Below are 17,622 nucleotides of genomic sequence, written 5' to 3' on the forward strand. Positions count from 1 at the left end.
CCTCCCCCACGTAGGGGGGAGGGAGTCTCACCGAGTTCGCGATAACAGCCGAGTTCAGTCTGGCTAGAGTTCCCTCCCCCCTACGTGGGGGAGGGTTAGGGAGAGGGGGCTGCTGGCTCTTAAACGTTGAATCTGAAATTGAAGATATCGCCGTCGACCACGACGTATTCCTTGCCTTCCTGGCGGAACTTGCCGGCTTCCTTGACGCCGGCTTCGCCGTTAAAGGCGATGAAATCGGCATAGGACATGGTCTCGGCGCGGATGAAGCCGCGTTCGAAATCGGTGTGGATGACGCCGGCGGCTTCCGGTGCCTTGGCGCCATGGCGCACGGTCCAAGCACGCGCTTCCTTCGGTCCCACCGTGAAGAAGGTGATGAGGTCGAGGAGCTTGTAGCCGGCGCGGATGACGCGGGCGAGACCGGTTTCCTCGAGGCCGAGGGTCGCCAGGAATTCCTGCTTCTCTTCATCGCTCGAGAGCTGCGCCACTTCCGCTTCGATGGCGGCAGAAATGACGACGGTGGCGGCACCTTGCGCCTTGGCCATCTCGGCCACTTTCGCCGACCAGGCATTGCCGGTGGCGGCAGCTGCCTCATCGACATTGCAGACATAGAGCACGGGCTTCCCGGTCATCAGCTGCAGCTGGCGGAAGCGCTGGCGCTGCTCGGGCGACAAATCTTTCAAGACCGTGCGTGCGGCCTTGCCGGCCCGCAACGCCTCGACGGCCGGGGCCAAAACCTCGACCAATTCCTTGGCTTCCTTGTCATTGCCCTTGGCGCGCTTCTGCGCGTTGTCGAGGCGCTTTTCGACGCTCTCGAGATCGGCCAGCATCAATTCTGTCTCAACCGTCTCGGCATCGCGGATGGGATCGACCGAGCCTTCGACATGGGTCACCTCGCCGTCGAAGCAGCGCAGCACATGGACGATGGCGTCGACCTCGCGGATGTTGGCGAGGAACTTGTTGCCAAGACCCTCGCCCTTGCTAGCGCCGCGCACCAGGCCGGCGATGTCGACGAACTCAAGCTGTGTCGGAATGATCTTGGCGGACTTGGCAATCTCGGCGCATTTCTCTAGCCGCGGATCCGGCACCGAGACGCGGCCGACATTGGGCTCGATGGTGCAGAACGGATAATTCGCCGCCTGCGCCGCCGCGGTCGCGGTCAGCGCGTTGAACAGGGTCGATTTGCCGACATTGGGCAGGCCGACGATACCGCAATTGAAACCCATGTAACTGTTACCTTCTGTCTTGAGTCTTCGTTGGCGATCAGTGGATGCCCGGGTCAAGCCCGGGCATGACGATAAACTAGGAAGCGTCATCCCCGGGCTTGACCCGGGGATCCACTTTCGCCGCATCTCGTTTTTCTTCCGCCCTCTTCCGGCGATCCGCCTTCAGCGTCTCGTCCTTTGGCTCCGGCGGGAACAGGGTGACATTCACCTTGTTCATGTACTTGTTTTCGTCAGCGCTGAACAACAAGGGCAGGTTCTCGGCGCAGACCGCGTTGATCTCATCGACGAGGCGGCGCTCTTCCTTGCCGAAATCCATCAGCACGAAATTCTTCACCGCGGCTTTGACACCGGGATGCCCGACGCCCAGCCGGATGCGCCAGTAATCTGGCCCGATATGGGCATCGATCGAGCGCAACCCGTTATGGCCACCGGCCCCGCCGCCGCGCTTCACCTTCACTTTGCCGAGCGGCAGATCGATCTCGTCATGGATGACGGTGATGTCGCCGGGCTCCAGCTTGTAGAACTGCAACGCCGCCTGAACCGAGCGACCGGAATCGTTCATGAAGGTGGTGGGGCAGAGGCAGATGACCTTCTCAGACCCGATATTCCCCTCGGCAATCGCGCCGTGGAACTTGGTCTTGATGGGGCCAAAAGAATAGCGGCGGACAATCTCGTCCACCGCCAGGAAACCGATATTGTGCCGGTTGTCGGCGTAGCGGGGCCCCGGATTGCCCAATCCAACGATAAGGCGCATCGCGGAGCCCCGTTTGAGCCGATAAAGGCTGTCTTACTTCTTCTTCGGCGCAGCGGCGGCGGCCGGAGCCGCACCCTTGGCCGGAGCAGCAGCGGCACCCTTGGCGGGGGCAGCGGCACCCGCGGCCGGAGCCGCAGCGGCGGCAGCAGCCGGCGCCGCTTCCGCGTCAGCCTTCATGCCCGACGGCGCACCGATGGTGACGAGCGTGAAATCGCGCTCGCGGATCGTCGGCGTCGCACCTTCCGGCAATTTGATGGCGCTGATGTGGATCGAGCCACCGATATCGAGGCCGGTGAGATCCACTTCGACCGATTGCGGGATGTGATCGGGCGAGCACAGGAACTCGATCTCGTGACGCACGAGGTTGATCACGCCACCGCGCTTGATGCCCGGGGCGGCCGCTTCGTTGCGCAGCACGACCGGCACGTTGACGTGGATCTTGGTGTCCTTGCCGACGCGCTGGAAATCGACATGCAGCGTGCGGTCGGTGACTACGTCGAACTGCACGTCGCGCGGCAGCACGCGATGCTTCTTGCCGGCGATTTCGACATCCAGAAGGGTCGCAAAGAAGCCCTTCTTATGGATGTGACGGTCGATCTCCTTGGGGTCAAGCGAGATCAACGTGGGTTCTTTCTTGTCACCATAAATGACGGCGGGCACTCGACCAGTGCGACGTGTGGCACGGGCGGCCCCCTTCCCGGCGCGGTCGCGAGCTTCCGCGCTGACGGACTGAACTGCGGACATTGCTGTCTCCTATATAATCGCAGTTACCAAAACCCGGACCATCCGGGCTTCGACCGACCGGCCTCCAGGGGTGCCGATCGGATTTCAGTCTCGCATCTGTTCAGTCGAACAGGGACGAGACCGATTTCTCCTCACTGATGCGCGCCATGGCTTCGGCCAGAAGCGGCGCGATCGAGAGTTGGCGCACCGTCTGCGACACGCGCACGGCTTCGGTGGCCTGAATTGAATCGGTGATGACCAGGCTTTCCAGCGGCGAGGCGGAGACGCGGGCGACGGCACCGCCAGACAACACGCCATGGGTCACGTAGGCGGCAACGGACAGGGCGCCGGCTTCTTTGAGCGCCACGGCGGCGTTGCACAAGGTGCCCGCGGAATCGACGATGTCATCGACCAGGATGCAGCGTTTGCCATCGACTTCGCCGATGATGTTCATCACCTCGGACACGCCAGCGCGCTCGCGGCGCTTGTCGACGATGGCCAGTTCCGCATCCAACCGCTTGGCAAAGGCGCGGGCACGCACCACGCCGCCGACATCGGGGCTGACGATACAGAGATTGTTGCCGGTGCCGAAGCGCTCCTTGATGTCCTTGGTGAGGACCGGGGCGGCAAAGAGGTTATCGGTCGGGATGTCGAAGAAGCCCTGGATCTGCCCGGCATGGAGATCGACGGTCAGAACACGGTCGACGCCGGCGGTGGTGATGAGGTTGGCGACCAGCTTGGCCGAGATCGGCGTGCGGGGGCCGGACTTGCGGTCCTGGCGGGCATAGCCGTAATAGGGGATGACGGCGGTGATGCGGCGCGCCGAGCTGCGCTTCAACGCATCGATCGTCACCAGCAATTCCATCAGATTGTCGTTGGTCGGGAAGGAGGTCGGCTGGATGATGAAGACGTCCTCGCCGCGGATGTTCTCGTTGATCTCGACGAACACTTCCATGTCCGAGAAGCGCCGCACGCTGGCATTGACCAGCGGCAGGTTGAGATAGGCCGAAATTGCTTCCGCCAGGGGCCGGTTGCTGTTGCCGGTAAGGATCTTCATCTGGTGCCCGTCTCTCGTCCCGAACTCGACCACGCCAGGTTTCCGGCTACCGGCTTCTTGAAAGGCTGGTTGCCAGACCCATATTTCCCTATCGAACCAGAGTCTTCCGTGCCGGCGCCGGGTCTGGGCGCCAAGACAAAAAACCCCCTCCCCGGAGCCGCAGGATGAACCATTGCGGGGGGTCGAAAGGCGCGCGGAATGTATCAGCGGCCCCCGCCCTGAGTAAAGCGCGGTCTGGATCTTGTGATCTATTTATTATCTAATTGATAAATATATATTTTATCGCACAATGTTGCGCTGCAGCAACAGCCCTGGCAAGGGACTCCGCCTAAAGCCCCCGCCTAAAGCACTGTGAAAAACAGGATCAAGGCCAGGATGAACCCCACCCCGACCACCATGAAATAGGGCATGCGCCACCTCCAAAAGCCGCTCAGAGGTAACGCTTGGTCGGAGGGGAAACAAGGGACCCCTCACAAGCGGGCCGGGACGGGCAGAAAAAAGCCGGCTGCGAAACCACAGCCGGCCAGGTACCGCGGAATCGCCCGAGCCAGGGAAGGCCCCTAGGACGGTCCCCGCGAAAATTTCGCCCGTCACACCCGCCAGAACGGCTTTGCCGTCTCGCCCGCCACATCGGCACGGGAGAGGCCGATATCGCGCAGATGTTCGTCGCTGAGGCTCTCCAGCGCCCGGCGCTGGCGGCTGCGCTCCAGGGCGGCCGCCAGCCAGTCGATCAGGCGGATCAGCAAATCCTGCGGTTCCGCTTTCTCGGCGCCGCGCTGCGTCGTCAACCGGTCATGTGTCATGCTCGTCATGTTGGTCTCCTTTTTCCTGCGCCGAAGATGGGCTGGTAACGCCATGAAGTCGCGCCGCATCGCTTCGTTCGCGGTCAAAGCATCTCCGTTTGGCGCGTCCTCATCGGGCCTCTATGATTGGCCTCATGACGACGCGAAATGGTCGATGACTGAGTTAACCGCATGACCCTGGGTGCGAACTTGGCCGAAGTTGCTGCGCTGGTGGGCGATCCGGCGCGCGCCAACATGCTGGCGGCACTGATGGACGGCCGCGCCCTCACCGCGACTGAGCTTGCCTATGTGGGCGGCATCAGTGCGTCGACGGCCAGTGCGCATCTGGCGAAACTCGAAGCGGCGCATCTTCTTGCCGTGGTGAAGCAGGGACGGCATCGCTATTTCCGTCTCGCCTCGCCTCTGGTCAGCCGCATGCTGGAAGGCATCATGACCTTTGCCGCCATCGGCGGGCCGCCGCGCTATCGGCCGCATGGGCCCAAGGACGCGGCGATGCATCTTGCGCGCACCTGCTACGATCATCTGGCCGGCCGTCTTGGCGTGGCGCTTGCCGACGCCATGGTGGCGCGCGGCTATGTCATCCTGACCGAGGATGCCGGCGAATTGACGCGGCAGGGTGAAAAGGCGCTCCAGGAGATCGGCCTTGCCGTCACCTCGCTGCAACAATCCCACCGCCGCGTCTTCTGCCGCCCCTGCCTCGATTGGAGCGAGCGGCGGCCGCATCTGGCCGGCACGATCGGCGCCGCGCTGGCGCATCATTGCTTCGAGAAGCACTGGATCGAACCCATCCGCGACAGCCGCGCCGTGCGGATTACACCGGGCGGGCAAGTGGCATTGCGGCAGAGTTTCGGGGTCGATCTGTCGTAAATTTTTACCGTCATGGTCGGCGCAGGCCAACCATCCACGAGTTTGTCAGCGGCGGACAGAAACGCGTGGATGGTACGCCTGCGCGTACCATGACGACGAAGGAACGCCCCGAACTTGAGCCATCCCCCCATCCGCGCTAGAAAGAGGGCCCCTTTCCGAAAGGTCCCGAAATGCGCCGCATCCTGGCCGCCCTCGTTCTGACCGTTTCCCTGGCGACGTCCCTCGCAATATCGCTGCCGGCCTTCGCCACTGACTACCTGTCCGGCATCAGCGACCTGCCGCTGCCAGCCGGCCTGGTCGAGGCCAAGGACAAATCCACCGTGTTCGATTCCGCCGTCGGCCGCGTCGTGACCGCCTATGCGACCGGCCCGGGGACCGCCGACAGCGTCCATGACTTCTATGACGACACGCTGCCGCAACTCGGCTGGACCCAGACCGATGAGGGCAATTGGCGGCGCGAGAAGCAGACCTTGAAAATCGATGTGCTCGGCCCCGAAGCCGGCCCCGTCACCGCGACCTTCACGCTTTCCTCCGATAATTGATTCCATAGCACCTCAGTCGAACGAGACCCCATCATGGCATTCGCCACCATCGAGCTTGAAAAGAAGGGCCGCGTCGGCCTCATCCGGTTGAACCGCCCGCAGGCCCTCAATGCGCTCTGCGATGAATTGGTGCGCGAATTGGGGACCGCCTTGAACGAGCTCGAAGCGGACAGCGCCATCGGCGCCATCGTCCTCACCGGCTCGGAGAAGGCCTTTGCCGCCGGCGCCGATATCAAGGAGATGAAGGACCGCGGTTTCGTCGACGTGCTGGTTGCCGATTTCATCACCAATGGCTGGGAACGCATTTCGACCGTGCGCAAACCCATCATCGCCGCCGTCGCCGGCTTTGCATTGGGTGGTGGCTGCGAGATCGCCATGATGTGTGACTTCATCATCGCGGCGGAGAATGCGAAATTCGGCCAGCCGGAAATCACGCTCGGCATCATTCCCGGCGCCGGCGGCACGCAGCGTTTGACCCGCGCTGTCGGCAAGGCGAAGGCGATGGATCTCGTCCTCACCGGCCGCATGATGGATGCAGCGGAAGCCGAGCGCAGCGGCCTCGTCGCCCGCGTCGTGGCGGCCGAGAAACTCCTCGATGAAGCGCTGGCGGCGGCAGAAAAAATCGCCGGCTTCTCCCTCCCCATCGTCCTCATGGCGAAGGAGAGCGTGAACCGCGCCTTCGAATCGAGCCTTGCCGAGGGCATCAAGTTCGAGCGCCGCCTGTTCCATGCGGCCTTCGGCACCGAGGACCAGAAGGAAGGCATGGCGGCCTTCGTGGAAAAGCGGAAACCGGTCTTCAAGCACCGCTGAGGCATGGCTGAGCCCATCCCCGAAGGGACGGGGATTTGGCCAGGGTTTGCACCAACCGCGCGGCGCCCCACGTTCCTGGTCGCTCTCCCTTCAGGGGGCGAGTCAGGATGGGGGGCGCCAGTGACGGGTTCAGCCGGCCGCCCCGGGTCGGCTGGGGCCCTTCCCGGCAAATAATCGTACAGGTATCACAGGTGGTATATCGAACGATTACAAGCTACTAGGGAAAGCACCGCGACTCCATGTCGCCTTTCTTCTTGCGTCTTTGCTTAGATTTTCTATTTTAGGGTTGTCATTCTGCTTCGTACTGCCGACCTGCTACGCCCTCCGGGTGCCCAGATCGCGTCAAGATCGAGACACAGTCTGATGCGTTGCCCATCGGGGGTGGCGCCACCCAACTATGTTTACGGAGGACAGCAATGCCGACCGGCACTGTCAAATGGTTCAACAGCACCAAGGGTTACGGTTTCATTCAGCCGGAAGCCGGTGGCCCGGACGTGTTCGTTCACATCTCGGCCGTCGAGCGCGCCGGCATGGGCACGCTCAACGATGGCCAGAAGGTCTCGTACGAAGTGCACAACGACCCGAAGCGCGGCAAGAGCTCGGCCGAGAATCTCAAGGCCGTCTAAGCTGACCGTTTAGCGTCGTTCGCGACGTTGATGGAAATGGGGCACCCCGCAACGGGTGCCCCATTGCTTTTGTCATAGCGTGAACTGCCTTCGTGCCGGCCGGGCGATCTCGCCCGCTTTTTTGCCGGCGCGTCCGACATCCGCCCGCGACCGCCATCCTCGGCGCCGGGCCAATGATCAAAAGATGGAGATTTCCATGGCACGCAAGAAACCAGTCGTCGATGCCGGCTTCGTCCTCTTCGACGTCGTCTATCAGGACGGCCGCCAGACCTCGAACCGTAAAGTGCCCGCAGCGGATCTCGGCGGTCTCGACGGCGACGATCCCGCAAAGACCTTCATCGAAGAACAGGACCGCAAGATCGCCGAAATGTCCGGCCAATCTCGCGGCCCCATCAAAACCATGAAGCGCTCACCGAACCAGTAAGCGGGCGCCCGGTGACGGGTCTCTATCCCACCACCTGATCGATCGCGCCGAAGATCGAGGCGCCGCCGGCATCCAGCATCTCGATCCGCACGCGGTCGCCCGATTGCAGGAACGGCGTTACCGGTTTCCCACCCGCGATCTGTTCCACCATGCGCCGCTCGGCGATGCAGGAATAGCCGCGGCCACCTTCTGCGACCCAGGTACCAGGCCCGCCATCGGGCCCCCGGTTGGAAACCGTGCCGGAACCGATGATGGTGCCCGCCCCCAAGGCTCGTGATTTCGCGGCATGGGCGATGAGCGTCGGAAAGTCGAAGGTCATGTCGGTGCCGGCATCGGGACAGCCGAACATCGCGCCATTGAGGAAGGAACGCAGCGCACCGCTGAGCTTGCGCCCGTCCCAGGCATCGCCCAACGCATCCGGCGTCACCGCGACCGGCGAAAAGGCCGATGACGGCTTCGACTGGAAGAAGCCGAAACCCTTGGCAAGCTCGTCGGGGATGAGGCCGCGCAGCGAGACGTCATTCACCAGCATGACGAGGCGGATGCGCGAGGCGGCCTCGGCGACGCTGCTGCCCAGTGCCACGTCATCCGTCACCACCGCGATCTCGGCCTCGAAATCGCAGCCCCATGTGGGATCACGCAGCGGGATCGCCTCGGTAGGGCCCAAGAACGTGTCCGACCCGCCCTGATACATCAGCGGGTCGGTCCAGAAGCTTGCCGGCATCTCGGCGCCGCGTGCCTGCCGCACCAAGGCGACATGGTTCACATAGGCCGAGCCATCGGCCCATTGGTAAGCGCGCGGGAGCGGCGAGAGGCACTGGGTTGCATCAAAGGCATTTCCCTCGATCTCGCCGGCATTGAGGCGGCGTGACAAGGCCCTAAGCACCGGTTCGGCCGCGGCCCAATCATCGAGGGCTGCCTGCAGGGTCGGATATTCGGTTACCGGAACCGCCTGCTTCAGCGCGCGGTCGACGACATGCAAGGCACCGTCACGGGTGCCGTTCTTCAAGGATGCCAGCTTCATGCCTTCAGCGACCCGTCATGCAGCCAGGCCGCGTGTTTGGGGGCGCGGCGCGTCTTCGCCCATTCTTCCAGCATCGCCCATTTGACCTCATCGAGGCGCCGCTTCATCTCCGGCGTCTGGATGTCATGCGCCAATTCGATGCGGTGGCCGTTGGGGTCGAAGAAATAGATCGAATGAAACAGGGTATGGTCGACCGGGCCGATCACCTTGATGCCGGCTTGCACCAGGCGTTCCTTCGCCGCCAGCAGTTCCGCCTCGCTGTTCACCTTCAATGCCAGATGCTGCACCCAGGCAGGGGTGTTGCGGTCGCGGTCCATCTCGGTCTTGGTCGGCAATTCGAAGAAGGCCAGGATATTGCCACCACCCGCATCCAGGAAGACATGCATGTAAGGGTCCGGCTCCTTGGTCGATGGCACCTCGTCCTCGGCAATCGCCAGCACGAATTCCATGCCGAGATGCCGCTGGTACCATTCCACCGTTTCCTTGGCGTCGCGGCAGCGATAGGCAACGTGGTGAACGCCGTGCAGTCTCAATCCGCTCATCGCCTGCTCCTCAGTTCTGACCAACGACTTTGCGCTCGATCTGCTCGCGCTCGATCGAGCGGAAGAGGGCGGCGAAATTCCCTTCGCCGAAGCCTTCCTCGCGCTTCCTTTGGATGATCTCGAAGAAGACCGGCCCCAGCAGCGTCGTGGTGAAGATCTGAATGAGGATGCGCGGATCGCCCTTCTCGGTGCTGCCGTCGATGAGGAGGCCGCGCGATTTCAGCTCACCCACATCCTCGCCATGGCCGGGCAGGCGTTCCTCCAGCATGTCGTAATAGGCATGGGGCGGCGCCTTCATGAACGGGACACCGTTCCCCCGCAGGCGGTCGACGGTCGCGAAAATATCATCGGTCGAAAGGGCGATATGCTGGATGCCCTCGCCATTGAAGCGCATCAGGAATTCTTCGATCTGCCCGGTTTCCTTCGAGGCTTCCTCATTGAGCGGGATGCGGATGCGCCCGTCGGGTGCCGCCATCGCCTTCGAATGCAGGCCGGTATACTCGCCCTTGATGTCGAAGTAACGCACCTGGGCGAAGTTGAAGAGCCGCTCGTAATAGCCGGCCCAGAAGGCCATGCGGCCCTTATAGACATTGTGCGTCAGGTGATCGATCTCGAGGAGGCCAAGGCCCTTCGGCTCGCGCTCGGGAGTGAGATAGCGGAAGTCGATGTCATAGATGCTGGCGCCCGGGGCATAGCGGTCGATGAGATAGATCGGCGCCCCGCCGATGCCTTTGATCGCCGGCAGCTTCAGCTCCATCGGTCCCGGCGCGATGTCGATCGGCTGCGCCCCGCGCCGCAGGAGTTCGGCATAGGCCTGATGCGCATCGGCAACGCGGAAGGCCATGCCGCAGGCCGAGGGGCCATGCTCCTCGGCGAAATACTGCGCAAGGCTGCCCTTCTCCTGGTTGACGATGAAGTTGATCGCCCCCTGGCGATAGAGTTGGACGTTCTTCGAGCGGTGCTGTGCCACCAGGGTGAAGCCCAGCGCCTTGAAGACCTGGTCGAGGACCTCGGGATCCGGGGCGGCGAATTCGACGAATTCGAAGCCGTCGAGACCGATGGGGTTCTGGGCGTCCATGCAAATGCCTCGCGTCAGCATTGGGTACGTCCCCAAAACTACCCCCGAGGGGCAATTTGGGCCTAGACCCGCGTCTCACCTGGTGGAACACTTCAGGGATGCAGAAGACGAATCGGAGCCTCGAGCGCGGCCTCATCCTGCTGCGCCAGCTGGAGCTGAAAGGCCCCGCCACCCTCTCGGCGCTGGCCCGCCACGGCGATTTGCCGAAGGCCACGGCCAGCCGCCTGCTGCTGACGCTGGTCGAGGCGGGCTGGGTCTATCGCCGCCGCAATGACGGGCTGTTCGTTGCCACCCTGCCGCAGGCGGCCCCGCTGGCCGAACCGGATCGCGGCCGCATCGCGCGGGCAGCCTTGCCCTATCTTGTTGATTTGTCTGAGGTTACGGGTCTCGCGGCCGACCTTGTCTGGGTCATGGGTGTGGGCGTCCTGGAAGTGGTCGAATCGACAAGGACGGCGCAGATCGGCGGGGTCGATCCCAAGGTCGCGGGCTTCCGCCCCTCGCTCGTCTTCTCCGCCCCCGGCCGTGCGCTGCTCGCCGCCTGCGACCCAGCCACCCGCGCCCGGCATCTCGCCCACGTCACCCGCCTCGATTCCCCGGCCGAGCGCCTTGCTGTCACCAAGGGGCAACTGGCCAACGAACTCGCCCTCACCAAGAAGCGCGGCTACGGACAACGCGCCGCCGGATATTGGCCGCAATCCTCGGATTACGGGCGCGAACCGATGGATATCGCGGTGCCGATCGGGACCCAGGGCTGCCTCAGCCTGGTCTGGCCGGCGGAGGCCCATGAGGCGGATGAGGTCGCCGCCGCCAATCTCATGCAGCTGCGCGAGACGGCGCGTGCCATCGGCCGCGTGGTCGGGCCCTAATCGGTCTCGCGGGCAAGCCCCACCAGCCAGCGGCGGACGACCTGCTCCTCGGCGGCGCTGAGATCCTGGCGCAACCAGGCATCGAGGCGCTGCACGGGCTTGCGGCACTGGACCAGCATCGCACGGCCGGCGGCGGTCACGTCGATATGCTGGATGCGGCCGTGGACCGCATGCTTGCGGCGTTCGACCAGCCCGGCCTTGATGAGGTTGGCAACGATGACGCTGACCGTCTGCGGCGTGAGCAGGGAAAGGCGCGCGAGATCGGCGCCGGAAAGGCCCGGATAATTCGCCAGCATGGTGAGGACGACGAATTGCGGATTGGTGATGCCGATCTCGGCCAATTCCAGTTCGAAGCGGTGGCGATGGGCGACACCGGCCTGGCGCAGCAGATAGCCAAGATGCCCGCCTTCGCCGCGCTTGCCTTCACCCGCCTTGGGGACATGCACGTGCGGCATGGCGGGGTGATCCGGGTGACGCTTGCGCATGATATCAGAGCTCTTATATGTTGTTCGTATTCTGATATTATCCGATTTTCTGGAGAGAACCAGCCATGTCCGTGACCCCCCGTATGACACTGGAGGATTTCTACAAGATTGCCCCGGATGCCCGGGATGCGCTCATCGCCCTTGGCAAGGCCGTCGATGCCTCTGGCCTGGAAAAGGAACTGACCGAACTGGTCAAGCTGCGGGTCTCGCAGATCAATGGCTGCGCGTTCTGCTTGCAGTTGCATCTGGGCATCGCGCGCAAGCTCGGGATCAAGGCGTCCAAGCTCGACCTCGCCGCTGCCTGGCGCGATGCGGACATTTACACGCCCCGCGAGCGGGCAGCACTCGCCTGGGCCGAGATATTGACCCAGGCCGAACATGGGGCGGCGTCGGATGCGGCATTCGACAGCTTGCGGCAGGAATTTAATCAGAGTGACATCGCGTTTCTGACCGCTGCCATTGCCAATATCAATGCCTGGAATCGCATTTGCGGCGGTCTCCGCTTCGCGCCGGTTATCTAATGTTTACCGCCTGATAAACCATTTCCTAACCAAGTTGGGGCACTCTGGCCGCCATTGCTCCGGCATTTGCCCGGGGCCAGGAAGGTATTTGAATGCAGGCCCCAATTACCCAGGCGTTGCCGCGCCTCACGCTGAAGAACATGCATGTGATGCTCGATCGGAAAGTTCATCCGATCGTGAATATGAACATCCAGGATGTGCTGATCGGCGGCATGCCGGATTGGATGGCGATCGGCCAACGCGTCCAGTTTTCGTTCGTCATCACGCTGAAGGAATGGGAGCGCAGCCTGCCGACCTATGGCGTCGTCATCAAGAATGAAGGCGGCAATTGCGACGTGCGCTATACCCCGCCCACACCCAGCTGGCGCAACATCCTGATGAAGCTGGTGTCGGAAGAAGCACGCGCGGCCAAGAAGTAACCCGCCTCAGCGTTGCCAGCGCTCCGCTGCCTGATCGTCGCTTGCCTTGGCGTCGACCCAGTTCTGGGTGCTGCCGTCATCTTCCAATTTCCAGAACGGCGCCTTGGTCTTCAGCCAATCGATGAGGAAGGCGCAAGATGCCAAGGCCGCCTCGCGATGCGCCGAGGCCGTGGCCACCAGCACGATCCGATCACCGGGCAGCAATTTGCCATAGCGGTGGATGATCAGGCACCGCGCCAGCGGCCAGCGCTGCATCGCCTCGTCGGCAATCGCGGTCAGCTGCTTCTCGGTCATGCCGGGATAATGCTCCAGCGTCATGCTTGAGCCTTGGCCGCCCATGTCGCGCACCAGGCCGGTGAAGCTGGCGACACCACCCACCTGGGTATCGCCCTCGCTCAAGGCTGCCAGTTCCGCGCCGATATCGAAATCCTCGCGCTGGACCTTGACCGTGATCATGACTCAGCCGCCGGTGACGGGTGGAAACAGGGCCACTTCATCGCCCGTCTTTACCGGGTGATCGGCACCGACATATTCCTGGTTGACCGCCACCTTCACCACCTTGCGTTCCTTGAGGGCGCCCGCGTAATTGTCGCCGCGCGCGGCCAGCCAATCGAGCAAATCGCCCACAGTGGCGACATGGGGCGGCAGGGTGATCTGTTCTTCACCGACGCCGATCTTGGCGCGGATCCAGGCGAAATAAAGCAGTTTCATGGGGCAACATTTAGGGCCGCATCACCGCTTCGTCCAGCCACAATTCATGGAAATGCTCCGGCGCGCTGGCATTGAATTCGTAATAGGCCAGCAGCACCAGATGCGAAACGCGCAGCTGGTCGTCGGAGAGCGGCAGCCCGAGACGCCGCACGCGGCGCGACAGGCGCGGCTGAATCATGGCTGCGGCATCAAGAAAATGCCCGACACCGTCATCGGCCATGCGGCCCAGGGCATGGAAGATGCGCGATGAATAGATGCCCCAATCCATCTCCTCGAGATAGAGCCCATTGAGGCTGCGGCCATAGATGCGCTCCACCTGGGTCCCGGCGAGGCGCACGCGCAGGCGGCGCGCGGTGGGATCCAAAGGCTGCTCGATCTCGATGATCCAGATATTGGGCAGCAGTGCGGCGATATCGCCGGGGTCGATGTCGCCGCGCGACGCCCAGCGCCGCGTGCCCCGTTTCGACGTCACATGGGCAAGGAGCCGGCCAAAGCGCGGATCTGCCGCCAGGCCCGCCTGATCACGGATATCGCTCACGGTTGGCAAATCGGGACTCACCTCGCTAGGTTGGCCACATCAGCACACAGCCGACGGGCAAAGGCAGGTCCACATGTCGATCATCATCTACCACAACCCCAAATGCAGCACGTCCCGCAAGGTCCTCGACTGGCTGACCGAAAAGGGCCATGCGCCCAAGGTGGTCGAGTATCTGAAGACGCCGCCCGACGTGGCAATACTGAAGAAAATCCTGGTGGCGATGGGGGGTGCGGCGCCGGCCGATATATTGCGCCGCAAGGGCGATGCCTATGAGGCGCTGGGCGACGTCACCAGGCTGACGCCCGATCAACTCATCGCCAAGATGGTCGCAGAACCTGTCCTGATTGAGCGCCCCATCGTCGTCAACGGCAAACGCGCCGTGCTCTGCCGCCCGCCGGAGAAGGTCTGGGATTTGGTCGACTAGTCGGCGTTTCGTTCGGATAAGAGCCCCCTCTCCCTAACCCTCCCCCACGTTGGGGGGAGGGAGTTCATCGAGCGTGCTGAGTTGCCGGCGATAAACTGGCTCTAATCCCCTCCCCCCAACGTGGGGGAGGGTTAGGGAGAGGGGGAGTTGAGACGAAGACTCTAGGCCGCTTTCTCTCCCGGCACGCGGTCCGGCAGCAGGAAGACTGTGCGCGCCAGCGGGTGCTGTAACCTCTCGCGCGAATAATGCTGCGACAATGCGGTGCCGTCGAAGAGATCGGCATGGCGCAAGGCGAAACCTTCCCAACGGATGCCTACAGATTCTGTAGCGAGGCGCTCATTAATGAGGGTCATGAAGGCGCAAGTGATGGTCTCGTGATAGAGCCCGTCCTTGCCGATCGCGGCGGCGAAGCGCTGGATCGCATGACGCATGGCGCCCAGCGCTGCGGCGAAGTCGTGGCGCTGCAAATAAAGAAACCCGGCGCGCAAATGGGCCGCATGATTGAATGCCGCCGGATCGATGCGGCAACTCTCCAGCGCCGCCAGGAAATCGTCGTCGGTCATTGCATCGGCGCTCATCTCGACTTCTCTTTCAGCTTGTGGCTGGCGGCCGCCGTCAGCGTCAGGCCGTAGACCTTTTTCAATTCGGCGATCTGCTTCACCGTTGCCGGTTCGAAGGCGCACTTTCCCTCAAAAGCATGCAGCGCCATCCCTTCGATGAGATCGCCGAGCGACATGTCCTTCAACTCGGCCACGGCCTTCAAAACCTTCAGCAGCCGCTTCTCCAGCCGCACGCCGGTCTGTACGCGTTCGATGGTTTCCATGGATGGGATCTCGATGTACGAATGTTACTCATGTACCAAGGTAACATATTTGAGTCAAGTGAATGGCGGCGGGATCGATAGCGGAAAGCTGGTTAGCGCCTACCGGATCACCAGCCCGCCATCGACATGGATCACCTGGCCGGTGATGTAGCGGGCGCCGGGGGAGCAGAGGAAGGCGATTGTGGCGGCCACGTCGGCGGGTTGGCCCTTATGGCCCATGGGGATGCGCGCAGTCAGCTTCGGCCATTGATCAGCGGAGACGGCCTTACCTTCCGCATGCCGGTCCTTCTCGATGAGGCCGGGAGCAATGGCGTTGACCGTCGCACCATCGGGGGCGAGTTGCAGGGCCAATGATTTCACCATCGTCTCCAGCGCTGCCTTGGCCGAGGCACTGGCGGGGAAGTTGAGATAGCCCGGCAGGAAGAGATGCGCGTTATGGGTCGAGATGGCAACGATGCGGCCGCGCGCACCCGCCGATTTGAGATGCGGCAAGGCGGCGGTGGTGAGCGCAAAGAAGCCACCGGCGATGACGGCATGGGTGTAATCAAGCTCGTCGCGCGTCAATTCGCCGATGAGCGGGCGCAAGGGGAAGCCGGCATTGGCAATGAGGATGTCGAGGCCGCCGAAGGCTTCGATCGCTTGTGCGACGAGTTGCGCGCCGGTTTCGCGCTGGGCGAGGTCACCCATGGCGAGCACCGTGCGTGTGCCGGCGGCTTCGATTTCGGCGGCGACCTGTTCAAGACCTGCGCGGTTGCTCTTGGTGTGCAGCAGAATCTGCACATCTGCGCCTGCCAGCGCCCGCGCCGTGGCGGCACCGATGCCGGAGGCGGCACCGGTGATGAGAATGGAACGGGTCATGGTCGTGATGCTCTCACTTAGAGTCAGGCCGGGGAATGTAGGGTGAGTATGCCCGGATAGGAAGCGACGAAACCACTCCGTCATGGTCGGCCTTCGCCGACCATGACGGTAAAAAGGCCCCAGCGAGGCGCTCCTCTACCGCACCTTGGGGATGGTCAGGGTCACGGTGGTGCCGACATTGGGTGTCGACTGGATGTCGAGCTTGCCGCCATGGAGTTTCACCAGGCTGTCGACGATGGGCAAGCCAAGGCCAGTGCCGGTTTGCGCATAGGGGCTGTCGGTGGGGACCTGGCCGAAGGGTTGCAGCGCCACTTTGACCTGGTCCGGCGTCATGCCGATGCCGGAATCGGCCACGTCGATGACGATGTTGCCCTGCGCCTGATGCGCCGTGATCATCACGGTGCCGCCGGCCAGGGTGAACTTGATGGCGTTGCTGACGAGATTGACCACCATCTGGCGCAGGCGCCGGCGGTCGGCCACCAGCGACAAGGGCGAACGGCCGAGATCGACCACCAGCTGCACGCCGCGCTTCTCGGCGATGGGGGTCATCAGCTGGACCGAACTGTTGATGAGTTCCTTGAGCTCGATCGGCTCCAGGCTCAGCTGCATCTCGCCGGCTTCGACCTTGGAAAGGTCGAGGATGTCGTTGATGAGTTCGAGAAGATGCGTGCCCGCCTGGTTGATGTTGCGGGCGTAATCCTCATACCGCGCGGTGCCGTCGGCGCCGAAGACGCGGCCGGCGATCACTTCGGAAAAGCCGAGGATGGCATTCAAGGGCGAGCGCAATTCATGGCTCATGCGCGCCAGGAAATCGCTCTTGGCGCGGCTGGCGGTAATCGCCACCTGGCGCTGGCGCTTCAGTTCGTGGTTGAGCTGGGCGGTGGAGGCCGCCTGCACGCGCAGCTGTTCGGTCGCCTGGGCCAGCTGCACCTCGCGCTCCTTCTGCGCCGAGATGTCGACGATGGAGGCAACGAGCGCGTCGGCCCCTTCATATTTGGTGGCGCGGCCGGACAGGAGGCCCCAGAAGCGACGGCCGGTGAAGCTTTGAAACTCGATCTCGAAATTCTGGATCGAGCCGTCGCGCCGCAGGCGCTGAATGAGCTCGCCGCGCAGATTGGCGTCGGCATAGAGATGATCGGTGCGGTGACCCGCCGGCAGGTCGGCCGGGCGCTCGAACAGCGCCTTGGCGGCCGCGTTGGCAAAGAGGATGTCGGTGGTCGCCAGATGCGTGATGACGATCGGCGTCGCAATGACGTCGAGCAGCGCGGCATCCGCCGCCGACATTGCCGCCCCTTGCCGCGCCGCATCAGGCTGCATGCTGGTATCCAAGCTGGAACAGGCCAAGAGTGATCCATCCTGTGGCCGGGCAGATCCCGGCCGTCGTTTTCAAACGTTCGAAACTATGTGCCAGCAGATTGACACTTGGTGAATAATGAGAGGTAAAGAGGTGAAATCAATCATCATACGATTGTGTAATTTTATCCGAAATCCTTGTGCCTGATGT

General features: G+C 62.9%; 25 protein-coding genes. 9 read left to right on the forward strand and 16 right to left on the reverse strand.

Annotated elements, in window-relative coordinates; all coding sequences use genetic code 11:
* Positions 1-119 precede the first annotated feature (119 nt).
* From ychF to SMD31_RS10735, 5 genes are all read right to left on the reverse strand, one after another.
* Complete coding sequence (gene ychF, locus SMD31_RS10715; RefSeq protein ID WP_320500825.1) at positions 120-1,223, reverse strand: redox-regulated ATPase YchF; 1,104 nt, start codon at positions 1,221-1,223, stop codon at positions 120-122.
* Positions 1,224-1,299: 76 nt separating this feature from the next.
* Positions 1,300-1,977 (reverse strand): aminoacyl-tRNA hydrolase, encoded by a 678-nt coding sequence (pth, locus tag SMD31_RS10720; protein ID WP_320500826.1) that lies wholly within the window; start codon positions 1,975-1,977, stop codon positions 1,300-1,302.
* Positions 1,978-2,010: 33 nt separating this feature from the next.
* Complete coding sequence (locus SMD31_RS10725) at positions 2,011-2,721, reverse strand: 50S ribosomal protein L25/general stress protein Ctc (RefSeq protein ID WP_320500827.1); 711 nt, start codon at positions 2,719-2,721, stop codon at positions 2,011-2,013.
* Between the two features lie 100 nt (positions 2,722-2,821).
* The gene (locus SMD31_RS10730) at positions 2,822-3,757 is read right to left on the reverse strand and encodes a ribose-phosphate pyrophosphokinase (protein WP_320500828.1); all 936 of its coding nucleotides are present in this window, start codon (positions 3,755-3,757) and stop codon (positions 2,822-2,824) included.
* Between the two features lie 590 nt (positions 3,758-4,347).
* Positions 4,348-4,569: a DUF1127 domain-containing protein gene (locus SMD31_RS10735; protein ID WP_320500829.1), complete on the reverse strand. Its 222-nt coding sequence runs from the start codon at positions 4,567-4,569 to the stop codon at positions 4,348-4,350.
* 162 nt (positions 4,570-4,731) lie between these two features.
* Here SMD31_RS10735 and SMD31_RS10740 point away from each other — a divergent pair, with 162 nt between their 5' ends.
* From SMD31_RS10740 to SMD31_RS10760, 5 genes are all read left to right on the forward strand, one after another.
* Positions 4,732-5,427 (forward strand): ArsR/SmtB family transcription factor, encoded by a 696-nt coding sequence (locus tag SMD31_RS10740; RefSeq protein WP_320500831.1) that lies wholly within the window; start codon positions 4,732-4,734, stop codon positions 5,425-5,427.
* A gap of 170 nt (positions 5,428-5,597) precedes the next feature.
* A complete protein-coding gene (locus SMD31_RS10745; protein ID WP_320500832.1) occupies positions 5,598-5,969 on the forward strand; it encodes a hypothetical protein in 372 nt (123 codons plus the stop codon).
* A 33-nt stretch (positions 5,970-6,002) separates the two neighbouring features.
* Positions 6,003-6,779 (forward strand): enoyl-CoA hydratase, encoded by a 777-nt coding sequence (locus tag SMD31_RS10750; protein ID WP_320500833.1) that lies wholly within the window; start codon positions 6,003-6,005, stop codon positions 6,777-6,779.
* A 416-nt stretch (positions 6,780-7,195) separates the two neighbouring features.
* Positions 7,196-7,405 carry a cold-shock protein gene (locus tag SMD31_RS10755; RefSeq protein WP_320500834.1) on the forward strand — a complete coding sequence of 70 codons (210 nt, stop codon included), beginning with the start codon at positions 7,196-7,198 and terminating at the stop codon, positions 7,403-7,405.
* Between the two features lie 196 nt (positions 7,406-7,601).
* Positions 7,602-7,829 (forward strand): hypothetical protein, encoded by a 228-nt coding sequence (locus SMD31_RS10760; protein ID WP_320500836.1) that lies wholly within the window; start codon positions 7,602-7,604, stop codon positions 7,827-7,829.
* 22 nt (positions 7,830-7,851) lie between these two features.
* On the opposite strand, the gene SMD31_RS10765 is transcribed toward SMD31_RS10760, so the two are convergent.
* Genes SMD31_RS10765 through hppD form a run of 3 tightly spaced genes read right to left on the reverse strand, consistent with a single transcriptional unit; the run spans position 7,852 to position 10,473 of the window.
* Entirely contained in the window at positions 7,852-8,853 is a 1,002-nt protein-coding gene (locus SMD31_RS10765; protein ID WP_320500837.1) for a fumarylacetoacetate hydrolase family protein, read from the reverse strand.
* Positions 8,850-9,395 carry a VOC family protein gene (locus tag SMD31_RS10770; protein WP_320500838.1) on the reverse strand — a complete coding sequence of 182 codons (546 nt, stop codon included), beginning with the start codon at positions 9,393-9,395 and terminating at the stop codon, positions 8,850-8,852. Before SMD31_RS10770 ends, SMD31_RS10765 begins: the two co-directional genes overlap by 4 nt.
* A gap of 10 nt (positions 9,396-9,405) precedes the next feature.
* Positions 9,406-10,473, reverse strand: a complete 1,068-nt coding sequence (gene hppD / locus SMD31_RS10775) for a 4-hydroxyphenylpyruvate dioxygenase (protein ID WP_320500839.1) — start codon at positions 10,471-10,473, stop codon at positions 9,406-9,408.
* 98 nt (positions 10,474-10,571) lie between these two features.
* Here hppD and SMD31_RS10780 point away from each other — a divergent pair, with 98 nt between their 5' ends.
* The gene (locus tag SMD31_RS10780; RefSeq protein WP_320500840.1) at positions 10,572-11,339 is read left to right on the forward strand and encodes a helix-turn-helix domain-containing protein; all 768 of its coding nucleotides are present in this window, start codon (positions 10,572-10,574) and stop codon (positions 11,337-11,339) included.
* On the opposite strand, the gene SMD31_RS10785 is transcribed toward SMD31_RS10780, so the two are convergent.
* The gene (locus SMD31_RS10785; RefSeq protein ID WP_320500842.1) at positions 11,336-11,824 is read right to left on the reverse strand and encodes a MarR family winged helix-turn-helix transcriptional regulator; all 489 of its coding nucleotides are present in this window, start codon (positions 11,822-11,824) and stop codon (positions 11,336-11,338) included. The genes SMD31_RS10780 and SMD31_RS10785 overlap by 4 nt on opposite strands.
* 65 nt (positions 11,825-11,889) lie before the next feature.
* On the opposite strand from SMD31_RS10785, the gene SMD31_RS10790 reads away from it, so the two are divergent.
* Together SMD31_RS10790 and SMD31_RS10795 are read left to right on the forward strand one after the other, a co-directional pair.
* Positions 11,890-12,345, forward strand: coding sequence for a carboxymuconolactone decarboxylase family protein (locus tag SMD31_RS10790; RefSeq protein ID WP_320500843.1), 456 nt, complete (start codon positions 11,890-11,892; stop codon positions 12,343-12,345).
* A gap of 92 nt (positions 12,346-12,437) precedes the next feature.
* The gene (locus SMD31_RS10795; protein ID WP_320500844.1) at positions 12,438-12,764 is read left to right on the forward strand and encodes a hypothetical protein; all 327 of its coding nucleotides are present in this window, start codon (positions 12,438-12,440) and stop codon (positions 12,762-12,764) included.
* A gap of 6 nt (positions 12,765-12,770) precedes the next feature.
* Here the strand turns inward: SMD31_RS10795 and SMD31_RS10800 are convergent, their stop codons facing one another.
* From SMD31_RS10800 to SMD31_RS10810, 3 genes are read right to left on the reverse strand one after another with little or no spacing between them, the layout of a single operon-like run.
* Positions 12,771-13,217: a molybdenum cofactor biosynthesis protein MoaE gene (locus SMD31_RS10800; RefSeq protein WP_320501027.1), complete on the reverse strand. Its 447-nt coding sequence runs from the start codon at positions 13,215-13,217 to the stop codon at positions 12,771-12,773.
* Between the two features lie 6 nt (positions 13,218-13,223).
* Positions 13,224-13,475, reverse strand: a complete 252-nt coding sequence (moaD, locus tag SMD31_RS10805; protein WP_320500845.1) for a molybdopterin converting factor subunit 1 — start codon at positions 13,473-13,475, stop codon at positions 13,224-13,226.
* A gap of 10 nt (positions 13,476-13,485) precedes the next feature.
* On the reverse strand, positions 13,486-14,013 hold the full coding sequence (locus SMD31_RS10810) for a PAS domain-containing protein (protein ID WP_320500846.1): 528 nt from the start codon (positions 14,011-14,013) through the stop codon (positions 13,486-13,488).
* Between the two features lie 73 nt (positions 14,014-14,086).
* Here SMD31_RS10810 and arsC point away from each other — a divergent pair, with 73 nt between their 5' ends.
* The gene (arsC, locus tag SMD31_RS10815) at positions 14,087-14,437 is read left to right on the forward strand and encodes an arsenate reductase (glutaredoxin) (RefSeq protein ID WP_320500847.1); all 351 of its coding nucleotides are present in this window, start codon (positions 14,087-14,089) and stop codon (positions 14,435-14,437) included.
* A 161-nt stretch (positions 14,438-14,598) separates the two neighbouring features.
* Here the strand turns inward: arsC and SMD31_RS10820 are convergent, their stop codons facing one another.
* The 4 genes from SMD31_RS10820 to SMD31_RS10835 all read right to left on the reverse strand — a co-directional run bounded on the left by SMD31_RS10820 (position 14,599) and on the right by SMD31_RS10835 (position 17,435).
* Positions 14,599-15,015, reverse strand: a complete 417-nt coding sequence (locus tag SMD31_RS10820; RefSeq protein WP_320500848.1) for a hypothetical protein — start codon at positions 15,013-15,015, stop codon at positions 14,599-14,601.
* Positions 15,012-15,260, reverse strand: a complete 249-nt coding sequence (locus SMD31_RS10825) for a hypothetical protein (protein ID WP_320500849.1) — start codon at positions 15,258-15,260, stop codon at positions 15,012-15,014. Before SMD31_RS10825 ends, SMD31_RS10820 begins: the two co-directional genes overlap by 4 nt.
* Positions 15,261-15,359: 99 nt before the next feature.
* Entirely contained in the window at positions 15,360-16,118 is a 759-nt protein-coding gene (locus tag SMD31_RS10830) for an SDR family NAD(P)-dependent oxidoreductase (protein WP_320500850.1), read from the reverse strand.
* Positions 16,119-16,253: 135 nt separating this feature from the next.
* On the reverse strand, positions 16,254-17,435 hold the full coding sequence (locus tag SMD31_RS10835; protein WP_320500851.1) for a sensor histidine kinase: 1,182 nt from the start codon (positions 17,433-17,435) through the stop codon (positions 16,254-16,256).
* Between the last annotated feature and the right edge of the window lie 187 nt (positions 17,436-17,622).

The organism is Dongia rigui, from assembly GCF_034044635.1.
Classification (GTDB): Bacteria; Pseudomonadota; Alphaproteobacteria; order Dongiales; family Dongiaceae; genus Dongia; species Dongia rigui.